This is a genomic window from Peptoniphilus raoultii (assembly GCF_900099555.1).
GTDB classification, from domain to species: domain Bacteria; phylum Bacillota; class Clostridia; order Tissierellales; family Peptoniphilaceae; genus Peptoniphilus_A; species Peptoniphilus_A raoultii.
The window spans coordinates 1,067,406-1,084,599 of record NZ_FMWM01000002.1; the positions used below are offsets into that span (position 1 = coordinate 1,067,406).

General features: G+C 30.4%; 16 protein-coding genes and 1 tRNA gene. 16 read left to right on the forward strand and 1 reads right to left on the reverse strand.

Going from position 1 to position 17,194, the window contains the following annotated elements; genetic code table 11:
* Positions 1–134 precede the first annotated feature (134 nt).
* From ftsZ to BQ4446_RS05175, 7 genes are all read left to right on the forward strand, one after another.
* Entirely contained in the window at positions 135–1,214 is a 1,080-nt protein-coding gene (gene ftsZ / locus BQ4446_RS05150; RefSeq protein WP_071027237.1) for a cell division protein FtsZ, read from the forward strand.
* A 72-nt stretch (positions 1,215–1,286) separates the two neighbouring features.
* Complete coding sequence (gene nrdR / locus BQ4446_RS05155) at positions 1,287–1,742, forward strand: transcriptional regulator NrdR (RefSeq protein WP_071027239.1); 456 nt, start codon at positions 1,287–1,289, stop codon at positions 1,740–1,742.
* Entirely contained in the window at positions 1,739–3,061 is a 1,323-nt protein-coding gene (locus tag BQ4446_RS05160; protein ID WP_071027241.1) for a replication-associated recombination protein A, read from the forward strand. The genes nrdR and BQ4446_RS05160 overlap by 4 nt, the downstream gene beginning before the upstream one ends.
* 121 nt (positions 3,062–3,182) lie before the next feature.
* Complete coding sequence (locus BQ4446_RS08610; protein ID WP_071027243.1) at positions 3,183–3,458, forward strand: NAD(P)/FAD-dependent oxidoreductase; 276 nt, start codon at positions 3,183–3,185, stop codon at positions 3,456–3,458.
* On the forward strand, positions 3,430–3,660 hold the full coding sequence (locus tag BQ4446_RS08615; protein ID WP_135100590.1) for a hypothetical protein: 231 nt from the start codon (positions 3,430–3,432) through the stop codon (positions 3,658–3,660). The genes BQ4446_RS08610 and BQ4446_RS08615 overlap by 29 nt, the downstream gene beginning before the upstream one ends.
* Positions 3,593–4,543, forward strand: a complete 951-nt coding sequence (locus BQ4446_RS05170) for an FAD-dependent oxidoreductase (protein ID WP_071027245.1) — start codon at positions 3,593–3,595, stop codon at positions 4,541–4,543. Before BQ4446_RS08615 ends, BQ4446_RS05170 begins: the two co-directional genes overlap by 68 nt.
* A gap of 200 nt (positions 4,544–4,743) precedes the next feature.
* Positions 4,744–5,775: a YeiH family protein gene (locus tag BQ4446_RS05175; RefSeq protein ID WP_071027247.1), complete on the forward strand. Its 1,032-nt coding sequence runs from the start codon at positions 4,744–4,746 to the stop codon at positions 5,773–5,775.
* 128 nt (positions 5,776–5,903) lie between these two features.
* Here the strand turns inward: BQ4446_RS05175 and BQ4446_RS05180 are convergent.
* Positions 5,904–5,979 (reverse strand) — tRNA-Trp (locus BQ4446_RS05180).
* A 148-nt stretch (positions 5,980–6,127) separates the two neighbouring features.
* Here BQ4446_RS05180 and BQ4446_RS05185 point away from each other — a divergent pair.
* The 9 genes from BQ4446_RS05185 to hprK all read left to right on the forward strand — a co-directional run bounded on the left by BQ4446_RS05185 (position 6,128) and on the right by hprK (position 17,144).
* On the forward strand, positions 6,128–6,829 hold the full coding sequence (locus BQ4446_RS05185; protein WP_071027249.1) for a response regulator transcription factor: 702 nt from the start codon (positions 6,128–6,130) through the stop codon (positions 6,827–6,829).
* Entirely contained in the window at positions 6,829–8,925 is a 2,097-nt protein-coding gene (locus BQ4446_RS05190) for a sensor histidine kinase (protein ID WP_071027251.1), read from the forward strand. The genes BQ4446_RS05185 and BQ4446_RS05190 overlap by 1 nt, the downstream gene beginning before the upstream one ends.
* Before the next feature lie 265 nt (positions 8,926–9,190).
* Positions 9,191–9,880, forward strand: coding sequence for a response regulator transcription factor (locus tag BQ4446_RS05195; RefSeq protein WP_071027253.1), 690 nt, complete (start codon positions 9,191–9,193; stop codon positions 9,878–9,880).
* A 72-nt stretch (positions 9,881–9,952) separates the two neighbouring features.
* On the forward strand, positions 9,953–10,870 hold the full coding sequence (locus tag BQ4446_RS05200) for an ABC transporter ATP-binding protein (RefSeq protein WP_071027254.1): 918 nt from the start codon (positions 9,953–9,955) through the stop codon (positions 10,868–10,870).
* A complete protein-coding gene (locus tag BQ4446_RS05205; protein ID WP_071027256.1) occupies positions 10,863–11,678 on the forward strand; it encodes an ABC transporter permease in 816 nt (271 codons plus the stop codon). Before BQ4446_RS05200 ends, BQ4446_RS05205 begins: the two co-directional genes overlap by 8 nt.
* The gene (locus tag BQ4446_RS05210) at positions 11,675–12,538 is read left to right on the forward strand and encodes a sensor histidine kinase (protein ID WP_071027258.1); all 864 of its coding nucleotides are present in this window, start codon (positions 11,675–11,677) and stop codon (positions 12,536–12,538) included. The genes BQ4446_RS05205 and BQ4446_RS05210 overlap by 4 nt, the downstream gene beginning before the upstream one ends.
* A gap of 65 nt (positions 12,539–12,603) precedes the next feature.
* Positions 12,604–14,364, forward strand: coding sequence for an aminopeptidase P family protein (locus tag BQ4446_RS05215; protein WP_071027259.1), 1,761 nt, complete (start codon positions 12,604–12,606; stop codon positions 14,362–14,364).
* A 4-nt stretch (positions 14,365–14,368) separates the two neighbouring features.
* Positions 14,369–16,240, forward strand: a complete 1,872-nt coding sequence (gene uvrC / locus BQ4446_RS05220) for an excinuclease ABC subunit UvrC (protein WP_071027262.1) — start codon at positions 14,369–14,371, stop codon at positions 16,238–16,240.
* Positions 16,224–17,144, forward strand: a complete 921-nt coding sequence (hprK, locus tag BQ4446_RS05225; protein ID WP_071027264.1) for an HPr(Ser) kinase/phosphatase — start codon at positions 16,224–16,226, stop codon at positions 17,142–17,144. Before uvrC ends, hprK begins: the two co-directional genes overlap by 17 nt.
* The last annotated feature ends 50 nt before the right edge of the window (positions 17,145–17,194 follow it).

The window sequence follows — 17,194 nt, forward strand, 5'->3', positions numbered from 1 at the left end:
TTGAAAGATTCGACTTTTAAAAGACTTTATTATTGACTATTTAGCTTATATTCTATAAAATAAGATTAATGTATAAATATTAAATTAATAAATTAATAGATTGTAAGTATTTTTATTATATGAGGAGGATAAATATGTTGGAATTTGATATGGATCATGATGACTTTGCCAAAATTAAAGTTGTTGGCGTCGGCGGAGGCGGAAATAATGCTGTAAACAGAATGATAAGTGCAGGAATTAAGGGTGTAGAATTTTATGCTTTTAATACAGATAGACAAGCACTAAAATCTTCCTTGGCAGATAATAAAATTCAAATTGGCGAAAAAGTTACCAGAGGTTTAGGAGCAGGTTCAAATCCTGACGTTGGACAAGAATCAGCTGAAGAATCAATTGATGAAATTAGAGAAACTCTTTCCGGAGCAGATATGGTATTTATTACTGCCGGAATGGGAGGCGGAACAGGAACAGGTGCAGCCCCAGTTATTGCACAAGTTGCTAAAGAACTTGGACTTTTAACTGTTGGCGTTGTTACAAAACCCTTTACTTTTGAAGGATTTAAAAGAGCAAAATCAGCTGAAAGAGGAATTTCCGCCCTTAAAGATAAAGTTGACACACTTGTTATTATTCCAAATGACAGATTACTTAGCATTTCAGATAAAAAGACTAGCTTCTCAGAAGCTTTTGAAATGGCAGACGAAATTTTAAAACAAGGTATCCAAGGTATTTCAGATTTGATTTCCGTTCCAAATTTAATTAACCTTGACTTTGCTGACGTTAAGACAATTATGCTTGACAAGGGAATTGCCCACATGGGTATCGGTATTGCATCTGGTGATGACAGGGCAACAGAAGCTGCAAGGCTCGCAATTAATTCACCACTTCTTGAAACTTCCATTGAAGGAGCAAAATCTGTCCTACTTAATATTACGGCTGGTAATGATCTTGGAATTTTTGAAGTTAATGAAGCTGCAGATCTTATTCGTGAATGTGTTGATGAAGATGCAAATATTATCTTTGGTGCTGGAATTGACGAATCACTTAAAGATCAAGTTAAAATCACTGTTATTGCAACTGAATTTGACAAATATAAAGATGACAAAAAAAATTCTATTAATAGACCTAAATTAATAGCAAAAAATTTAAAAGAAACAGATGAAGAGGAAAATGGAGAATTAAAAATTCCATCATTCTTAAGAACAAATAAAAATAAGTGAGATATAAAAAAATTAAAATGAATTTGGGTGGATTATTTAATCCGCCCAATTTTAAAATGAAAGGAAATTTTTATGAAATGTCCATTTTGCGGTCACTTTGATTCAAAAGTTATAGATACAAGGCCAACTGAAGAAGGAAATACCATAAGAAGAAGAAGGGAATGTTTAAAGTGCAAGGGCAGATTTACGACTTATGAAAAAATTGAGTCCCAACCCATTATGGTTATAAAAAAAGACGGCACAAGGCAGTCTTTTGATAGAGATAAAATAATTGGCGGCATTATTAAGGCCTGTGAAAAAAGACCCGTTTCCTATGAAAAAATTGAAAGTCTTGTTGATGAAATTGAAAAGAAAATCCAAAATTCTATGACCAGAGAAATTAGTTCAAGAGACATTGGAGAAATGGTTATGGAAAAATTAAAAAGTGCTGATGAAGTTGCTTATGTTAGATTTGCATCAGTTTATAGGGAATTTAAAGACTTACAATCTTTTGCCAAAGAACTTGAAACAATACTAAAGAAAAAATGAACCTATTTGATTTAAATCTTGAAAACAATTTAAAAACCGGAGCACCCCTTGCAGATAGGATGAGGCCAAGAAATTTAGATGAATTTTTGGGTCAAGATCATATTTTATCGGAAGGCAAATATTTAAGAAGAGTTTTAAAGGCAGGCTTTCTTCCATCAATGCTATTTTATGGGCCGCCAGGCATTGGTAAGACAACTCTTGCAAAAATTATAGCAAATTCAACTTCAAAAAATTTTGTAGAGCTTTCTGCCGTAACCTCCAATGTAAAAGAACTTAGAAAAGTTTTGGAAGATGCTGAAGAAAATTTAAAATTTCATAATGTAAATACAATCTTATTTATAGATGAAATTCACAGATTTAATAAAAGTCAGCAAGACGCCCTCCTTCCCTTTGTAGAAAGGGGAATTGTTGTTTTAATTGGAGCAACAACAGAAAATCCTTATTTTGAAGTGAATAAAGCTCTTCTTTCAAGGATGCAAATTTTAAATTTTTTGCCCTTAAAAGATGAGGACTTAAATAAATTAATTGACAATACACTAGAAGATGAAATCAGGGGTCTTGGCAAATATAAGATAAAAATTAATAAGAAGGCAAGAGATTTTCTTATAAGAACATCTTCAGGAGATGCAAGATATTTATTAAATTCTCTTGAACTTGCAGTTTTATCAGAGGCTAATGGAGAAAATGAAATAATTATTTCAGAAGAAGTTTTGGAAAACTCCATGGTCAGAAAAAATATTATATATGATAAAGGCGGCAATGAACACTATGATACAATTTCCGCCTTTATAAAATCCGTTAGGGGTTCAGATCCTAATGCAGCCCTATATTATTTGGCAAAGATGATTGAGTCGGGAGAAGATATAAAATTTATTGCAAGAAGACTAATAATTCTTGCTTCAGAAGACATTGGCAACGCAAATCCCATGGGGATTGTTGTTGCAAGTGCCTGCTTTCAAAATATAAGTGCAGTTGGAATGCCCGAGGCCAGAATAATTTTGGGCCAAACAACAGCCTATCTTGCCTCATCACCAAAATCAAATGCGGCTTACTTGGGAATTAATAAGGCTCTAGAAGATGTAAGAAATAATATAAAAGGAGAAATCCCCCAATATTTAAGAGATCAAAATAATCCTGCAAATAAATCAGAAAATTCCTATTTATATCCCCACGACTTTCCAAGTGGTTATGTTAAACAGGAATATCTGCCCCAAGAATTTAAGGATAAAAAGTATTACCAACCAAAAGATATAGGCTATGAAAAAGAAATCAGAAAATATTTTAAAGAAATAAATGAAGATGAAAAGACCGAAAATTAATCGGTCTTTTCATTTTTTAGTTATTAAATATTTTTAATGGGTATTAATTTAATACAAATTTATATTAAATAATTATAGTTTAAATATAAAATTTAAAAATCATATGAGATGAAAAAAGATAATGAAGTATGTAGTAGTAGGAACTTCACATTTTGGTTTCGAAGTTGTCGAAACTATTCTAAAGGGAGATAAGGATGCTGAAATTCATCTTTATGAAAGAGGAGCAACAGCTTCTTATATGTCTTGTGGATCGCAATCTTATCTTGAAGGAATTTCAAAAGATTTAGATGAAATGCACTTAGCCAATGAAAAATCTTATAGGAACCAAGGAATTAGTATTCACTGTAATTCTGATGTAATTGGTCTTAATGGAGATAAAAAAAACTATCCTTGTTAAGGATTTAGATGGTGAACATGAAGAGTCTTATGACAAACTTTTGCTTTCTCCAGGTGCTTATGCAAATATGCCTCCCTTTGAAAATAATGATTTAGAAAATGTATTTTTATTCAGGGGTAGAGAACTAACAGGACTTGTTAAGGAAAGAATGGAAGTTTCTAAAAAAGGCTGTTGTTATTTGCGGCGGCTATATTGGTATTGAAGTTGCTGAAGCTTTTGCTAAAAAGGGTATTGATGTAACTTTAGTTGATCTAGTTGACAGAGTTTTAAACACTTATCTTGACAAAGAATTTACTGATGTTTTAGAAGAAAATTCTCAAAAACATGGTCTTAAATTAAGACTTGGCGAATCTGTTAAAGGATTTAAGGGTGAATGCGGAAAAGTTACTGCAGTTATTACTGACAAGGGTGAAATTCCTTGTGACACAGCAATTGTTTCCGTTGGTGTAAAACTAAATACAGGCTGGCTAAAGGGTTCTATTGAAATGGATGAAAGAGGTTTTGTAAAAGTTGATGAATATTTAAGAACTTCTTTAAAAGACGTTTGGGCTGGCGGAGATGCAACTTATGTTCCCTATGCTCCAACTGGAGGAAAAGCACCAATTGCACTTGCAACCATGGCAAGAAGACAAGGCGTTGTAGCAGCTTTAAACTCTATGGGAGGGGAAATTAAAGTTTCTGAAATGAATGGAACATCATCTCTTGAACTTTTTGATTATAAATTCTCTTCAACTGGTTTAAGAAGTCAAAATCAAGACTTGTATAACGGAAAAGTTGCAAGTAAATATGTGGAAAAAAGAATTTTCCCTAAATTTATGAGAAAAGATGAAATTGCAAGAATGAAAATTTTCTTTGATGAAGAAAGTCATGTTATTCTTGGCGGACAACTTATGTCAACTTATGACATCTCTCAAGCAATCAATGTTATTTCTTTAGCAATTTCAAATAAGATGACCCTAGAAGAACTTGCTCTTTCAGATTTCTTCTATCAACCTGGATTTGATAAACCATGGAACTTTATTAATGTACTTGTCATGGCAGCCCTTGACTTTAAATTTGGTGGAGCAGACAAAATTTTATTCTAAGATTATTTAAATTATATTAAGAGGCTTTGACCTCTTTTTATTTTTTACCATTAATAAAGCTAACAAAAATTTTTTGCCCAATAAATTAGTAGAATTTACAAGATTTTGAAAATTTTATAACAACTTAATTTATAAAACTGTTATAATGTAGAAGATTTTTTAAATTATTTTATACAAAAAAATATTATACGAGGTGATCTATGAATTTTTTGAAAAATAATAGTAAAGGTCTTATTTTATGCTTTATTATTGCACTTTTAAGCACTTATTTAGGCAAACTATTCCCCATAATTGGAGGGGCAGTCATTGCCATTTTATTTGGTATGGTTTTAGATCAAGTTCTTAAAAATAAAGAACCATTTGAAGGTGGAATTAAATTTACAGCAAAGAAAATTTTACAATATGCTGTAATTTTACTTGGCTTTGGTATGGATTTAGGAGTTGTTGCAAAAACAGGAAGGCAATCTCTTCCAATTATCATTTCAACAATAGTAACTTCATTAATTGTGGCTTTTATTTTTTATAAGTCTACAAATATTTCTAAAAACATATCAACATTAATTGGTGTTGGATCATCAATTTGCGGAGGATCAGCAGTTGCAGCGACGGCTCCAGTTATTGATGCAAATGATGAAGAAGTTGCCCAAGCGATTTCAGTAATTTTTTTCTTCAATGTTTTGGCAGCTTTGATTTTCCCAACTCTTGGAAATCTTATTGGATTCTCAAATACGAGTGGGGAAGCCTTTGGAATTTTCGCAGGGACTGCTGTTAATGATACTTCATCTGTAACGGCATGTGCATCAACTTGGGACAGTGTTCATGGCCTTGGAAGCCAAACTCTTGATAAGGCTGTAACAGTAAAACTTACAAGGACACTTGCCATAATTCCAATAACACTTTTTTTAGCTGCCATAAGAGCAAAGGGACAAAATAATAGTTCTGGAGAGAAAGTTTCACTAAAATCAACATTTCCGACTTTTATTTTATTCTTCCTTTTAGCTTCTTTAATAACTACAATAGGAGTAAAATCTGGTCTTGACCTTGGTTTTTTTGCTCCCTTTAAAAATCTTTCTAAGTTTTTTATAGTTATGGCAATGGCGGCGATTGGTCTTAATACTGATATTGTTAAACTTGTAAGAAAAGGTGGAAAACCAATTTTTATGGGATTTTGCTGCTGGATTTCTATTAGTTCAGTTTCACTACTTATACAGCATTTCTTACATCTATGGTAAAATTGAAAAGTGTTTTTTTACAGTTCTAATTTTAGGGCTGTTTTTTATATTATAATTTTTACAATAGCTTAATGGAAAAATGTGTATTACAATAAAAAAGGTCATATTCAAATGAATACAACCTTAATTGGCAGGGGCAGCAGGACTCGAACCCACGACACTTGGTTTTGGAGACCAATGTTCTACCAACTGAACTATGCCCCTTAATAACATTATTTAGTTTAACAAATTTTAAAGCAATTGTAAAGGATTTTTAAATTCTTTTATCTAATGAAATTTTTTCTTAATAATTTTGTAAGACTTGTCTAATAAATTTGTAGAAATTATTTGCTACTATAATTTCGGAGGGATTATGGAAAATTTTAAAATATTAATATGTGAAGATGACAAAAATATTGCAGATTCTATTGGCATTTATTTAAAAAATGAAGGCTTTGATATAGTTTTTGCCTATGACGGAAGAGAGGCCCTTGAAGTTTTTGAAAGGGAAAAAATCGACTTAGTTTTAATGGACTTAATGATTCCAAAACTTTCAGGCGAAGAGGCCATAAAAAAATTAAGGAATATTTCCTATGTGCCTATAATAATACTTTCTGCAAAAAGTGAAGATTATGATAAAATAATAGGCTTAAATATAGGTGCTGATGATTATATTACAAAACCCTTTAACCCTCTTGAACTTATTGCTAGGGTAAGATCAAATTTAAGAAGATATTATGCCTATGACAATTTAAAGGACAAGGAAATAATAGAGATTGGGGATGTAAAATTAAATACCATGGAAAAGACCTGCTATGTTGGTGACAAATTAATAAATTTAACTTCTTTAGAATATAAAATTTTAAAATTTTTAATGGAAAACTCCAACACTGTATTTTCTATTGAACAGATTTATGAGCATGTTTGGAACGAGCCAGCTTTTGATGCCAAAACTGTTACTGTTCATATTAGAAGAATTAGAGAAAAAATTGAAGTTGATCCCAAAAGACCCATATATTTGCAGGTGGCTTGGGGGCTTGGTTACAAATTTGTAGATAGCAAAAGGAGAAAATAATGGAAGATGTAACAAATATGAATAAAAAATATAGCCTTGTAAAATTTTTTGCGATTTTATTTTTAATTTCAGCTATTTCTTTGAGCATATCATATTTTTTTGATAAAACAAAGTTCGCCTATGAAAATGACGATAATTATAATATTTTAAATTATGTTTCCCTTACCGTTTTAGATTCACTTTACGAATCACCGAGAAATTCAAGAGAATCTTTTAATTATAGGGTAAAATCCTATAAGGCAAAATATTATGACAGTCTAGGCATAAAACTTAATGATGATGAGGGAAGAATGAGATTTGACCTTGCAGAAAAGAGAAAAAAATTAGAAGACCAGGGTCTAAATGCCAAAGATTTTATGACAAATGAAGATTATAAAAATTCCTTTGTAGAGAAAAAATATGAAAATTTTTATATGTCAAATTATGGAACATACCAAAGTGATCCTTTGACAATCAATCCAAGAGAAGACTGCATACTTGCCATTTCAGGGTCAGTAAATAATGGGAAACTTGAAATGGAAACAAAAACAATTGACACAAGTGCCAAGTACGCAAAAAATCTTGAAAGAACTTTTAAGGAAAAAATAAATGAAGAGTTTGAAAATTTAAATAAAGATGAAATAAAAAATATAAAATTTTATTATGAAATAAATAAAGACTCTCCTGCCTATAATAATATGATAAGGGAAATTGAAGGCTTAAATCCTGAAGAGTATTTAGCCTATGCAGTTCTTATAAATGGAGTTTTATGCCTTGCAGTATGTTCTTTTTTATCTTACAAAAAAATAATGAATAATAACAATCTAAGAAAATTATTTTCAATGCCCCTTGAAGGAGTTTTGATTTTATTTTTTACATTTATCATTAGTTCATCCCTGATTTTAAAAGAGTTTTTTTCAAACCCTCGTGTTTATGACTTAATAAATATCATTTTTTTAAGTATATGTGCAGTCTTTGGAAATGTAATTCTTTCCCTTTGCATAAATTATATAATCTTATGCCTAAAATCCTTTGCCATTGATAGAGAAGAAAATATTTTAGTAAATAATTCGCTGATTTTTTCTTTTATCTATAAATCCTATAAAAACATTGGGAAAGTTGAGTCAAATGAAGATTTATACAAGGCCAAGAGAAATTTAAATATTTCTTATGGAATAATACTTATTTTAGGCTTTTTATATATAAGGATTTTTGTATATTCAAGCTATAATTTATTAACCTTGATTTTATATTTTGGGATATTCACAGGAATTTATCTCTTAATTACTAGAATTTTAGGAGAAATTGCTAGGATAAATTTAGAATCATCAAAAATTGCAGCAGGCGACTATGCCTATAAAATCGAAAAAAGATATAGGGTTTTTGACAGACTTATAGATAATTTAAATTCTGCCAGTAAAAATTTAGATTCATCTGTGGATAAGGCCCTAAAAAGCGAAAGAATGAAAACAGAACTTATAACAAATGTGAGCCACGACCTAAAAACTCCCTTAACATCAATAATAAACTATTCAGATCTTTTAAATAATAAGGAATTGTCAAAGGATGAAATTACAAATTATGCAAAAATAATAAATGACAAATCTTTAAAATTAAAAAATTTAATAGAAGATTTATTTGAAGTATCAAAGGCAAGCTCCAATAATATAAAGCTCGATTTGGAAAAAATAGATTTTATATCACTATTAATGCAAACTGTGGGAGAATGGGAAGACAAGTTAAAAGAAAAAAACATTAATTTATACCTTAATTCTCCAAAAGAGCCCTATGAATTAAATCTTGATGGTCAAAAAATTTCCAGAGTTTTGGACAATATTTTCTCAAATATATATAAATATGGGGCAGAAAACTCAAGAGTTTATGTGGACTTAAAGGCAGGAGAAAAATTAAGGCTAGTTATAAAGAATATTTCAAAATATCCCTTAAACATTTCAGCAGATGAATTAATGGAAAGATTTACAAGAGGAGATAGAGCAAGAAACACAGAAGGATCGGGTCTTGGTCTTTCAATAGCAAAATCGCTTGTTGAGGCTCATGGTGGAAAATTTGAAATAGAAATAGATGGCGATTTATTTAAAAATATAATAGAAATCTAAAATATAAAAAACAAAAGGAGGGCGGTCTTTAATGAATGAGCGTTAGCGAATGAATATAAGGCTGTCCTCCTAATATTAGGGGACTGTTTCTAACAAAAATGCTAAAGACAGACCTCCTATTTAAATTAAAAAAGGACAACAAATTAAAGGTAAGGTGGCATATTTTTTATATTTAGAATTCTCTAATTTTAGAAAAACTTTAGAGAATTCTTTTTTTATTAAGGCATATTTTATATTTTTTTATTATAATTATGGTGGTGATTAAATGGATAAAATACTTATAGTTGAAGATGATTTAGATATAAATAATCTTTTAAAAATTATTTTAGAAAAAAATTCCTATTCTGTGAAGCAGGCTTTTACCGGTGCTGATGGTCTAACTAGGCTTGAAGAAAATTTTGATTTGGTTTTACTTGACCTTATGATGCCTGTCCTCTCTGGTGAGGAGATGATTAAAAAAATGAGATCTGATTCTCACAATGAACCTGTAATTGTCATTACTGCAAAAATTGATGAGGAAACAAAAAATAAGGTTTTTGAAATGGGTGCTGATGATTTTATTACTAAGCCTTTTAAGGAACAGGATCTTTTAAATAGGGTTAAGGCTAATATTAGAAGATATAAAACTTTTAATGATTCCTATAAGGATGAGGACCAAAAGATTTTAAGCCACAAAAGTTTAAAGATGCTTTTAAATGAAAATAGGATTTTAATTAAGGGTGAAGAACTTAAGGCTACTCCCATTGAATATCAAATTTTAAAAACTCTTTTGGAAAATCCCAATAAAATTTTTTCAAAGGAAAATCTCTATAAGTCAGCTTGGCAGGAAGATTATTTTTATGAAGCAGACACAATAAATGTTCACATTTCAAATTTAAGGAATAAGATTAAGAAAATTGATGATGAAGAATATATTGAAACTGTTTGGGCTGTAGGCTATAGGCTGAAAAAGTAAGATTTAGATTTACTTAATATTTCTTTAATTCTATATTTAAGAAATAAGTCTATTATATGCTGGGAGGTAAAAATGGAAAAAATTATAGAACTTAAAAATATTAACAAGTCCTATGGAAAAGGCGTTAAGGCCCTTAATGATGTTTCTCTAACAGTTTTTGAAGGGGATATTTTTGGCCTTGTTGGTTCAAATGGTGCTGGCAAGTCTACGATTTTAAAATTATTATCAGGTGCTATTTTAAAAGATTCCGGGGACATAAGTATTTTAGGAAATACAAATGATGACATTATTAAGTCTTTTAGCAAAATGGGTTTTTTGATTGAAAGACCAAATTTTTATGGTGACTTAACAGGTCTTGACAATTTAAAATATCTTTGCAAATTAAGAGGTCTTGATCTTGGAGGGGCCTTAGAAATTGCGAAAGAATTTGGCATCGAAAATGCTTTAAAGAAAAAGATTAAGGGATATTCAACAGGTATGCGACAAAGACTTGGCCTTGTTGTTACCTTTATGCATAGGCCTGAAATTTTAGTTTTAGATGAACCTATAAATGGTCTTGATCCTGAAGGCATAACCTATTTAAGAAATTATATTTTAAATGTTAATAGGAAGTGGAACTCAACAGTTATTATTTCTTCTCATATTTTAAATGAACTTTCCCTCATTGCTAACCGTTATGCCCTTATAAAGAATGGAAAAATTATTGAAGAAGTTTCTAGGACAGAGGTAGAGGAGAAATCAAAAAAATATATTTGCATAGAAGTGGATAAGGAAGATTTATCAAAGACAACGGCCCTACTTGAAATGAATTTTGAAGGTTTAAATTATAATGTATATCCTCATGGTGAAATTAGGATTTTTTCCGATTTAGACAGAAAAAAATTACAAAAATTTTTAGTCGATAATTCTGTATATGTAACTACTATTAAGGAAAAGGGACTGGATTTAGAGGATTATTATTTGGAAAAAATTGGAGGAGAAAATGATTAATTTAATTGAAGCTGAAATTTTTAAATTAAAAAAGTTTTCAGGGGTGAAGATTTTTACCTTATTAGTTTGGCTTGTGGCTCTTTCGCCAATATTGTTATCAGTCGGTGTAATAAGAACAAATTTAGATGGACCAAGTGGTTTAGGAGCCTATGATTTTGTAAAAGTTTTATTAAATTTAATGATTGTTACTATTCCTACTTTCGTTATATTTCCTTCAACTTTTGTATTTTCAAGGGAATTTTTAAATAATATGCCAGCAAGGTCTGTTGAAGCATCTCATGGCAGGGCAAGTATTTTAACAGCAAAGATTATTACTGAATTTATATATTCTTTTTTTATAATTGCAACAACCCTCTTAATAGGATTTATTACTTCACAAGTTATTTCAATTTTTGCGGATGCTGGTGGAGTTATTTATAAGGAACAAGATGTAGCTTCCTGCTTTTTTGGTTTATTTCTTACAATTCTTGTAAATATTTCAACCCTTGCTTTTTTAAATCTATCTTATATAGTTTTAAATAAGGACTTTGCAGTTATAATCTCTTATGTTATTTATTATAATTTATCAGATATAATTCGCTTTATCATGGATAATTTTATTTTTAATGGTGGAAGTGTGGTAGAAAAAATTTTAGTCTATTTGCCTTCATCTATTTCTAAAGAAGTAGGTGCAAATGAAATTACTAATATATTATTAGGAGCAAGACCATTAGATATTTCCTACAGAGGAATTTTAATTTCCTTAATGTATGCAGTAGTTTTTACCGCCATAAGCTATATTTTAATAAAAAAGAAGGATTTTAATTGATATTTATTTTATTTTTTTTGGCTCTTCTTGTCTTTTATCAGTCTTTTAAATATGTTAATTTAAAAAAGAATATAAAAATAATTTCAGATAACTTAAAATTTAGGGAGAAGTCAGGATCTGTTACTCACCCCCAACTTTCTAGTAAAAATGAAGAAATCCTTGACCTTTATGAGCAAGTCGACAATATTTTTATTGAAAAGGCAAAAAAAGATGAGGACATTTACAATTTAACTAAAGAATATAGTAAGACAGTTTCAAATTTATCACATGATTTAAGGACACCTCTTACTACAATAATAGGATATTTAAACTTAATTGAACCAAAGGATAAGGATAGGGAACTTTTAAAAACTGCAATTTCAAAGGCCTATTTCTTAAATGATTTAGTGGAAAAATTTTATCAGCTTTCACTCATTAATGAAAAAACTGGTTTGGAATTTGAAAATTTTGACTTAAAGGAAGTTATTTATCAAGTTGCCTTTAATTATTTTGAAAAATTTGAAGGTAAAAATCAAAATCTTGACCTTAAAATTGAAGAACAGCTAGAAGTAACATCAAATAAAAATTCCTTTGAAACAGTTCTTACAAATATTTTAGACAATATGTATAAATATTCCTTAGGTAATAATAAAATTATTGGCAAAAATGATGGTAAACTTTATTTGGAATTTTCAAATGATATTAATGAAGCAAATGGAAATTATGACTTTCTCTTTGAAAGGTCAAAGGTCTTAGACCCCTCAAGAAAAAATGCAACGGGCATAGGCCTTTCAATTGTTAAGGCCCACCTTGATAAATTGTTTTTGAAGTCTGAAATTTATGTTTGGGACAAGAGATTCTATATTATTATTAAAGAATAGCTTTCTATTGAAGGCTATTTTTTTATAAAACAATTATGCTATTATTATATTAAGGACGTGATTAAATGATTTTAGATAGATTAAGAAAGTCAATGAAAGAAAAAAATATTGATTATTATATAGTGCCAACACTTGATCCCCATTCCTGCGAATATCTACCAGATTATTTTAAGGAAAGGGAGTTCTTAACTGGTTTTACTGGTTCAGCAGGAACTGCCCTTGTTGGGGAAAAAACTGCTTATCTTTGGACTGACGGCAGATATTATATTCAGGCAGAAAGCGAGATAAAAGATTATGGCTTTGACCTTCAAAGGCAAGGAACTGAAGGAGTTTTATCACTAGAGGACTGGCTTTATAATAATATTAAGAAAAATCAAAAGATTGCCTTAAATGGCCTATATTTTTTGGAATCCGCCTATGAAAATTTAGAGAAAAAATTAAAGGATAAGGATGCAGAAATTATTGACATGGATTTAATAGGTGCTTTATGGGAAGATAGGCCAGAATTTCCCATGTCCAAGGCCTATATTCTTGATGAAAAATATGCTGGAGAATCTAGGGAAAGTAAGTTAATGAGAATTAGAAAAATATTAGGGGAAAAGGGATGTGATTTAAATATTTTAACAAACCTTGATGACATTTGCTGGATCTTAAATATTAGGGGAGGAGATATTTTATATACGCCCCTACTTTTGTCCTATTTAATTATTGAAGATGATAAGGCTATTTTATATGTTCAAAAGGAAAAAGCGGAAGATATTAAAGGACCTTTAAAAGATATTTGCATAATTAAAGAATATGAAAAGTTTTATGAAGACCTTGAAAAATATAAGAATAAAAAAATTTATATAGATAAAAAAAGAGTGAATCATAAATGTTATAGCCTTTTAGAAAAAAATAATTTTATGGTAAGTGGCGAGAATATAAGCTTAAATTTAAAGGCCATAAAAAATGAAATTGAACTTAAAAATCAAAGGGACACCTATGTTAGAGATGGTCTAGCTTTAACAAAATATATTTATTGGCTAAAAAACAGGGTAAAAGACGGTCCAATAGGTGAATATGATGCCCAGTTAAGACTTGATGAGTTTAGAGCAGAAGATTCTCTTTATATCTATAATTCTTTTGAAACAATTTCTGCCTATGGTTCAAATGCCGCCATGATGCATTATAGTGCAAGTAAAAAGAATCAAAGCCTTATAGAAAATAAGGGATTTTATTTAGTTGACAGTGGGGGTCAATATTTTACAGGGACAACTGATGTTACAAGAACTATTGCCATGGGAGAAGTGACAGAAGAAGAAAAAATTGACTTCACCCTAACTTTAAAATGTCATTTAAATTTAATGGATGCAGTTTTTTTGAAGGGAACAAAGGATTTGCAGCTTGACACTTTAACGAGAATGGAGCTTTGGAAGCATCATTTAGATTACAAGTGCGGAACTGGTCATGGAGTTGGATATTTTTTATCTGTCCATGAAGATCCGCCAAGAATTTCCCCAGGTTCAAAGGGAAGGGCAATGGAAGTTGGAATGGTTGTTTCTAACGAACCTGGGGTATATAAAGAAGGGAAATATGGGATAAGAATCGAAAATATTATGGAAGTTGTAGAAGATGGTAAATACCCTGACGGAAGTTTTTATAAATTTTTCATAATGAGCCTTTGTCCCATAGAAATTGAATCCATAAAAATAGAAATGCTTACAGATAGGCAACTTGAAATTTTAAATGGCTACCATAAAAATGTCTATGAAAAGTTGTCAAAATATTTAAGCGGAGATATTTTAAAATGGCTTAAAGAAGTAACTAGAAAATTAGAAAGGTGAAATTTTGAAGGATGTAAAGGAAAGGCTATCGCAGCTTCCTGACAAGCCAGGCGTATATATAATGAAAAATTCAACAGATGAAATAATTTATGTAGGCAAGGCTAAATCACTTAAAAAAAGAGTTAGGCAGTATTTTGGATCTTATGGCAAATCAGGTACCAAGGTTAGGTCTATGGTTTCGCATATTGCTGACTTTGAATATATTATTGTAGACAATGAAGTTGAGTCTTTAATCTTAGAATCTAATTTAATAAAAAACAATCATCCTAAATATAATATTTTATTGAGAGATGACAAGCAGTATCCCTATATAAAAATAACTGTAAATGAAAAATATCCAAGAGTTATGAAAACTAGAAGGATTTTAAAGGACGGAGCAAAATATTTTGGACCTTATCCCGATATATTTGCAGTTAACGCCTCCATAGAAGCTTTTGAAATGCTCTATCCTCTTAGGACCTGCTCCTTAAATCTTGAAAAAAATTTGGGAAAATATAAGCCCTGTTTAAACTTTTATATAAAAAAATGTCTAGGGCCCTGCCAAGGGAATGTTGATGAAGAAAAATATAATCTTATGATTAATGAAATTTCAGACTTCCTTTCAAATAAATCTACAAAAATTTTAGATAGACTGGAAGATGAAATGCTTGTCTATTCCAGAAATTTAGAATTTGAAAAGGCTGCTGAAATTCGTGACAGAATAAAAAATTTAAGAGAGCTTAAGGAAAGGCAGGTAATTACAAACCCCATGTCAATTAATGATAAGGATGTAATTGGTCTTGCCAAGGGTATTGATGAAGTTCTTGTCCAAATATTTTTTATAAGAGATGGGAAAATTATAGGCAGGGAGCATTATATGATTGATGACTATTACAATGAGCCTATAGATGAAATTCTTTCCTCTTTTATAAAACAGTTTTACAATGCTGCGGCAATAATTCCCAAAGAAATTTTGATTGAAGAAGATTTGGAAGATAAAAATCTTTTGGAAGATTGGTTAAGTGAAAAGAGAAAGTCAAAAGTAAACATCCTATCTCCCAAAAAGGGGACAAAAATGGAGCTTATTAAAATGGTTAAGAAAAATGCCCTTGATATGCTAGACAAATATGGGGACAAGTATAAGAAAAGAGCCCAGTCAAATATACTAGCACTTGAGGAAATTTCAGATACATTATCCCTTGACATAAAATTAAATAGGATTGAAGCCTATGACATCTCAAATATTTCGGGAGTTGAATCTGTAGGTTCGATGGTTGTATTTGAAAATGGTGAGGCAAAAAAATCTGACTACAGAAAATTTAGGATAAAGACAATTATAGGAGCAAATGACTATGGGTCTTTAAAGGAAGTTTTAACTAGAAGATTTTTAAGGGGTCTTGAAGAGATAAAAGCTGACTCTCAAAAAATATCCTCCTTTTCAAAATTCCCTGACATGATAATGATGGACGGGGGAAAGGGGCAGGTTAATATTGCCAAGGAAGTTTTAAAAGAACTTGGCGTAAATATAACGGTTATAGGACTTGTTAAAGACGATTTTCATACTACAAGGGGTATTATTTATAACAACAAAGAATATGATTTAGATTTAAATTCCAAGGGCTATAAAATGATTTATAAAATCCAAGAAGAGGCCCACAGATTTGCAATAAATTATCACAGGTCTTTAAGAACAAGAGATATGTTTAAGTCGGAACTTGATGACATAAAATTAATAGGTCCAAAGAGAAAAATAAATCTTTTAAGGCACTTTAAATCTCTTGAAAAAATAAAAAGCGCAAGTATAGAGGAGTTAAAAGAAGTGGAAGGTATGAATCAAAAATCTGCCGAATCCCTATATAATTATTTTAAAGGTGAAAAAAATGACAATAAAGCTTAAAAAAATTGTAGACAAACTTGATCTTGAAATTCTTCATAAGTCAACAGATTATTCAAAAATTGATATTACAACAGATGAAATTAATAGGCCGGGTCTCCAGTTCTGCGGCCATTTTAATCAGTTTGTTGAAGGAAGAATACAAATTATTGGTGCTCAGGAATGGTATTATTTAAATTCTTTAAGCCCAATTCAAAGAAAAGAGTCTTTAGAAAGTCTTTTTTCCCTAAAAGTTCCCTGCATAATTTTTACTAGGTCAAATATAATATTTCCTGAAGTTCAGGATTTGGCACACTCTTATAACATCACAATTATAAGATCAAATGATGCCACAACAAAACTTTTGACAAAACTTGTTTCAATTATAGATGAGGAACTTGCCCCCACACTAAGGATGCACGGTTGTCTACTTGATATTTATGGAGTTGGAGTTTTAATTACAGGAAGGAGTGGTATTGGAAAAAGTGAAACAGCCCTTGATTTAATTTCAGGAGGAGCAAGACTTATTTCAGATGACTCAGTAATTATAAAAAATATGGATGATAGACTTGTGGGAAAGTCACCGGAAATAACTAGACATTTTATGGAAATTAGGGGAGTAGGAATAGTTGATGTTCAAAAGATGTTTGGTATAGGCTATGTTATGGAAGAAAAAGAAGTAGAAATTGTTGTTGAACTTGTAGACTGGGACGAATCAAAAGAATATGACAGACTGGGACTTGATGATAATTATGAAAGTCTTTTGGGCATAAATGTTGTAAAATTCACAATTCCTGTCAAGCCTGGAAGGCACACTGCACTAATTATTGAAGTTGCAACAAAAAATTTCAAGCAAAAAGAACTTGGTTATAATCCTGCTGTAGAACTTAATAATAGAATTCTAGCAGCAAGAAATAAAAATTTGTAGGTTATAGATTAATAACTATAAATATATAAAAGATTCATCATTAATAAAAA

What these genes read in the sequence shown, in the direction of transcription:
- BQ4446_RS05160 (WP_071027241.1), top strand. Translation starts at nt 1,739, where the DNA reads ATGAACCTATTTGATTTAAATCTTGAAAACAATTTAAAAACCGGAGCA.
- BQ4446_RS05200 (WP_071027254.1), top strand. Translation starts at nt 9,953, where the DNA reads ATGGAAAAAATTATAGAACTTAAAAATATTAACAAGTCCTATGGAAAA.
- ftsZ (WP_071027237.1), top strand. Translation starts at nt 135, where the DNA reads ATGTTGGAATTTGATATGGATCATGATGACTTTGCCAAAATTAAAGTT.
- BQ4446_RS05185 (WP_071027249.1), top strand. Translation starts at nt 6,128, where the DNA reads ATGGAAAATTTTAAAATATTAATATGTGAAGATGACAAAAATATTGCA.
- BQ4446_RS05190 (WP_071027251.1), top strand. Translation starts at nt 6,829, where the DNA reads ATGGAAGATGTAACAAATATGAATAAAAAATATAGCCTTGTAAAATTT.
- BQ4446_RS08610 (WP_071027243.1), top strand. Translation starts at nt 3,183, where the DNA reads ATGAAGTATGTAGTAGTAGGAACTTCACATTTTGGTTTCGAAGTTGTC.
- BQ4446_RS05215 (WP_071027259.1), top strand. Translation starts at nt 12,604, where the DNA reads ATGATTTTAGATAGATTAAGAAAGTCAATGAAAGAAAAAAATATTGAT.
- BQ4446_RS08615 (WP_135100590.1), top strand. Translation starts at nt 3,430, where the DNA reads ATGGAGATAAAAAAAACTATCCTTGTTAAGGATTTAGATGGTGAACAT.
- BQ4446_RS05195 (WP_071027253.1), top strand. Translation starts at nt 9,191, where the DNA reads ATGGATAAAATACTTATAGTTGAAGATGATTTAGATATAAATAATCTT.
- hprK (WP_071027264.1), top strand. Translation starts at nt 16,224, where the DNA reads ATGACAATAAAGCTTAAAAAAATTGTAGACAAACTTGATCTTGAAATT.
- BQ4446_RS05175 (WP_071027247.1), top strand. Translation starts at nt 4,744, where the DNA reads ATGAATTTTTTGAAAAATAATAGTAAAGGTCTTATTTTATGCTTTATT.
- nrdR (WP_071027239.1), top strand. Translation starts at nt 1,287, where the DNA reads ATGAAATGTCCATTTTGCGGTCACTTTGATTCAAAAGTTATAGATACA.
- BQ4446_RS05205 (WP_071027256.1), top strand. Translation starts at nt 10,863, where the DNA reads ATGATTAATTTAATTGAAGCTGAAATTTTTAAATTAAAAAAGTTTTCA.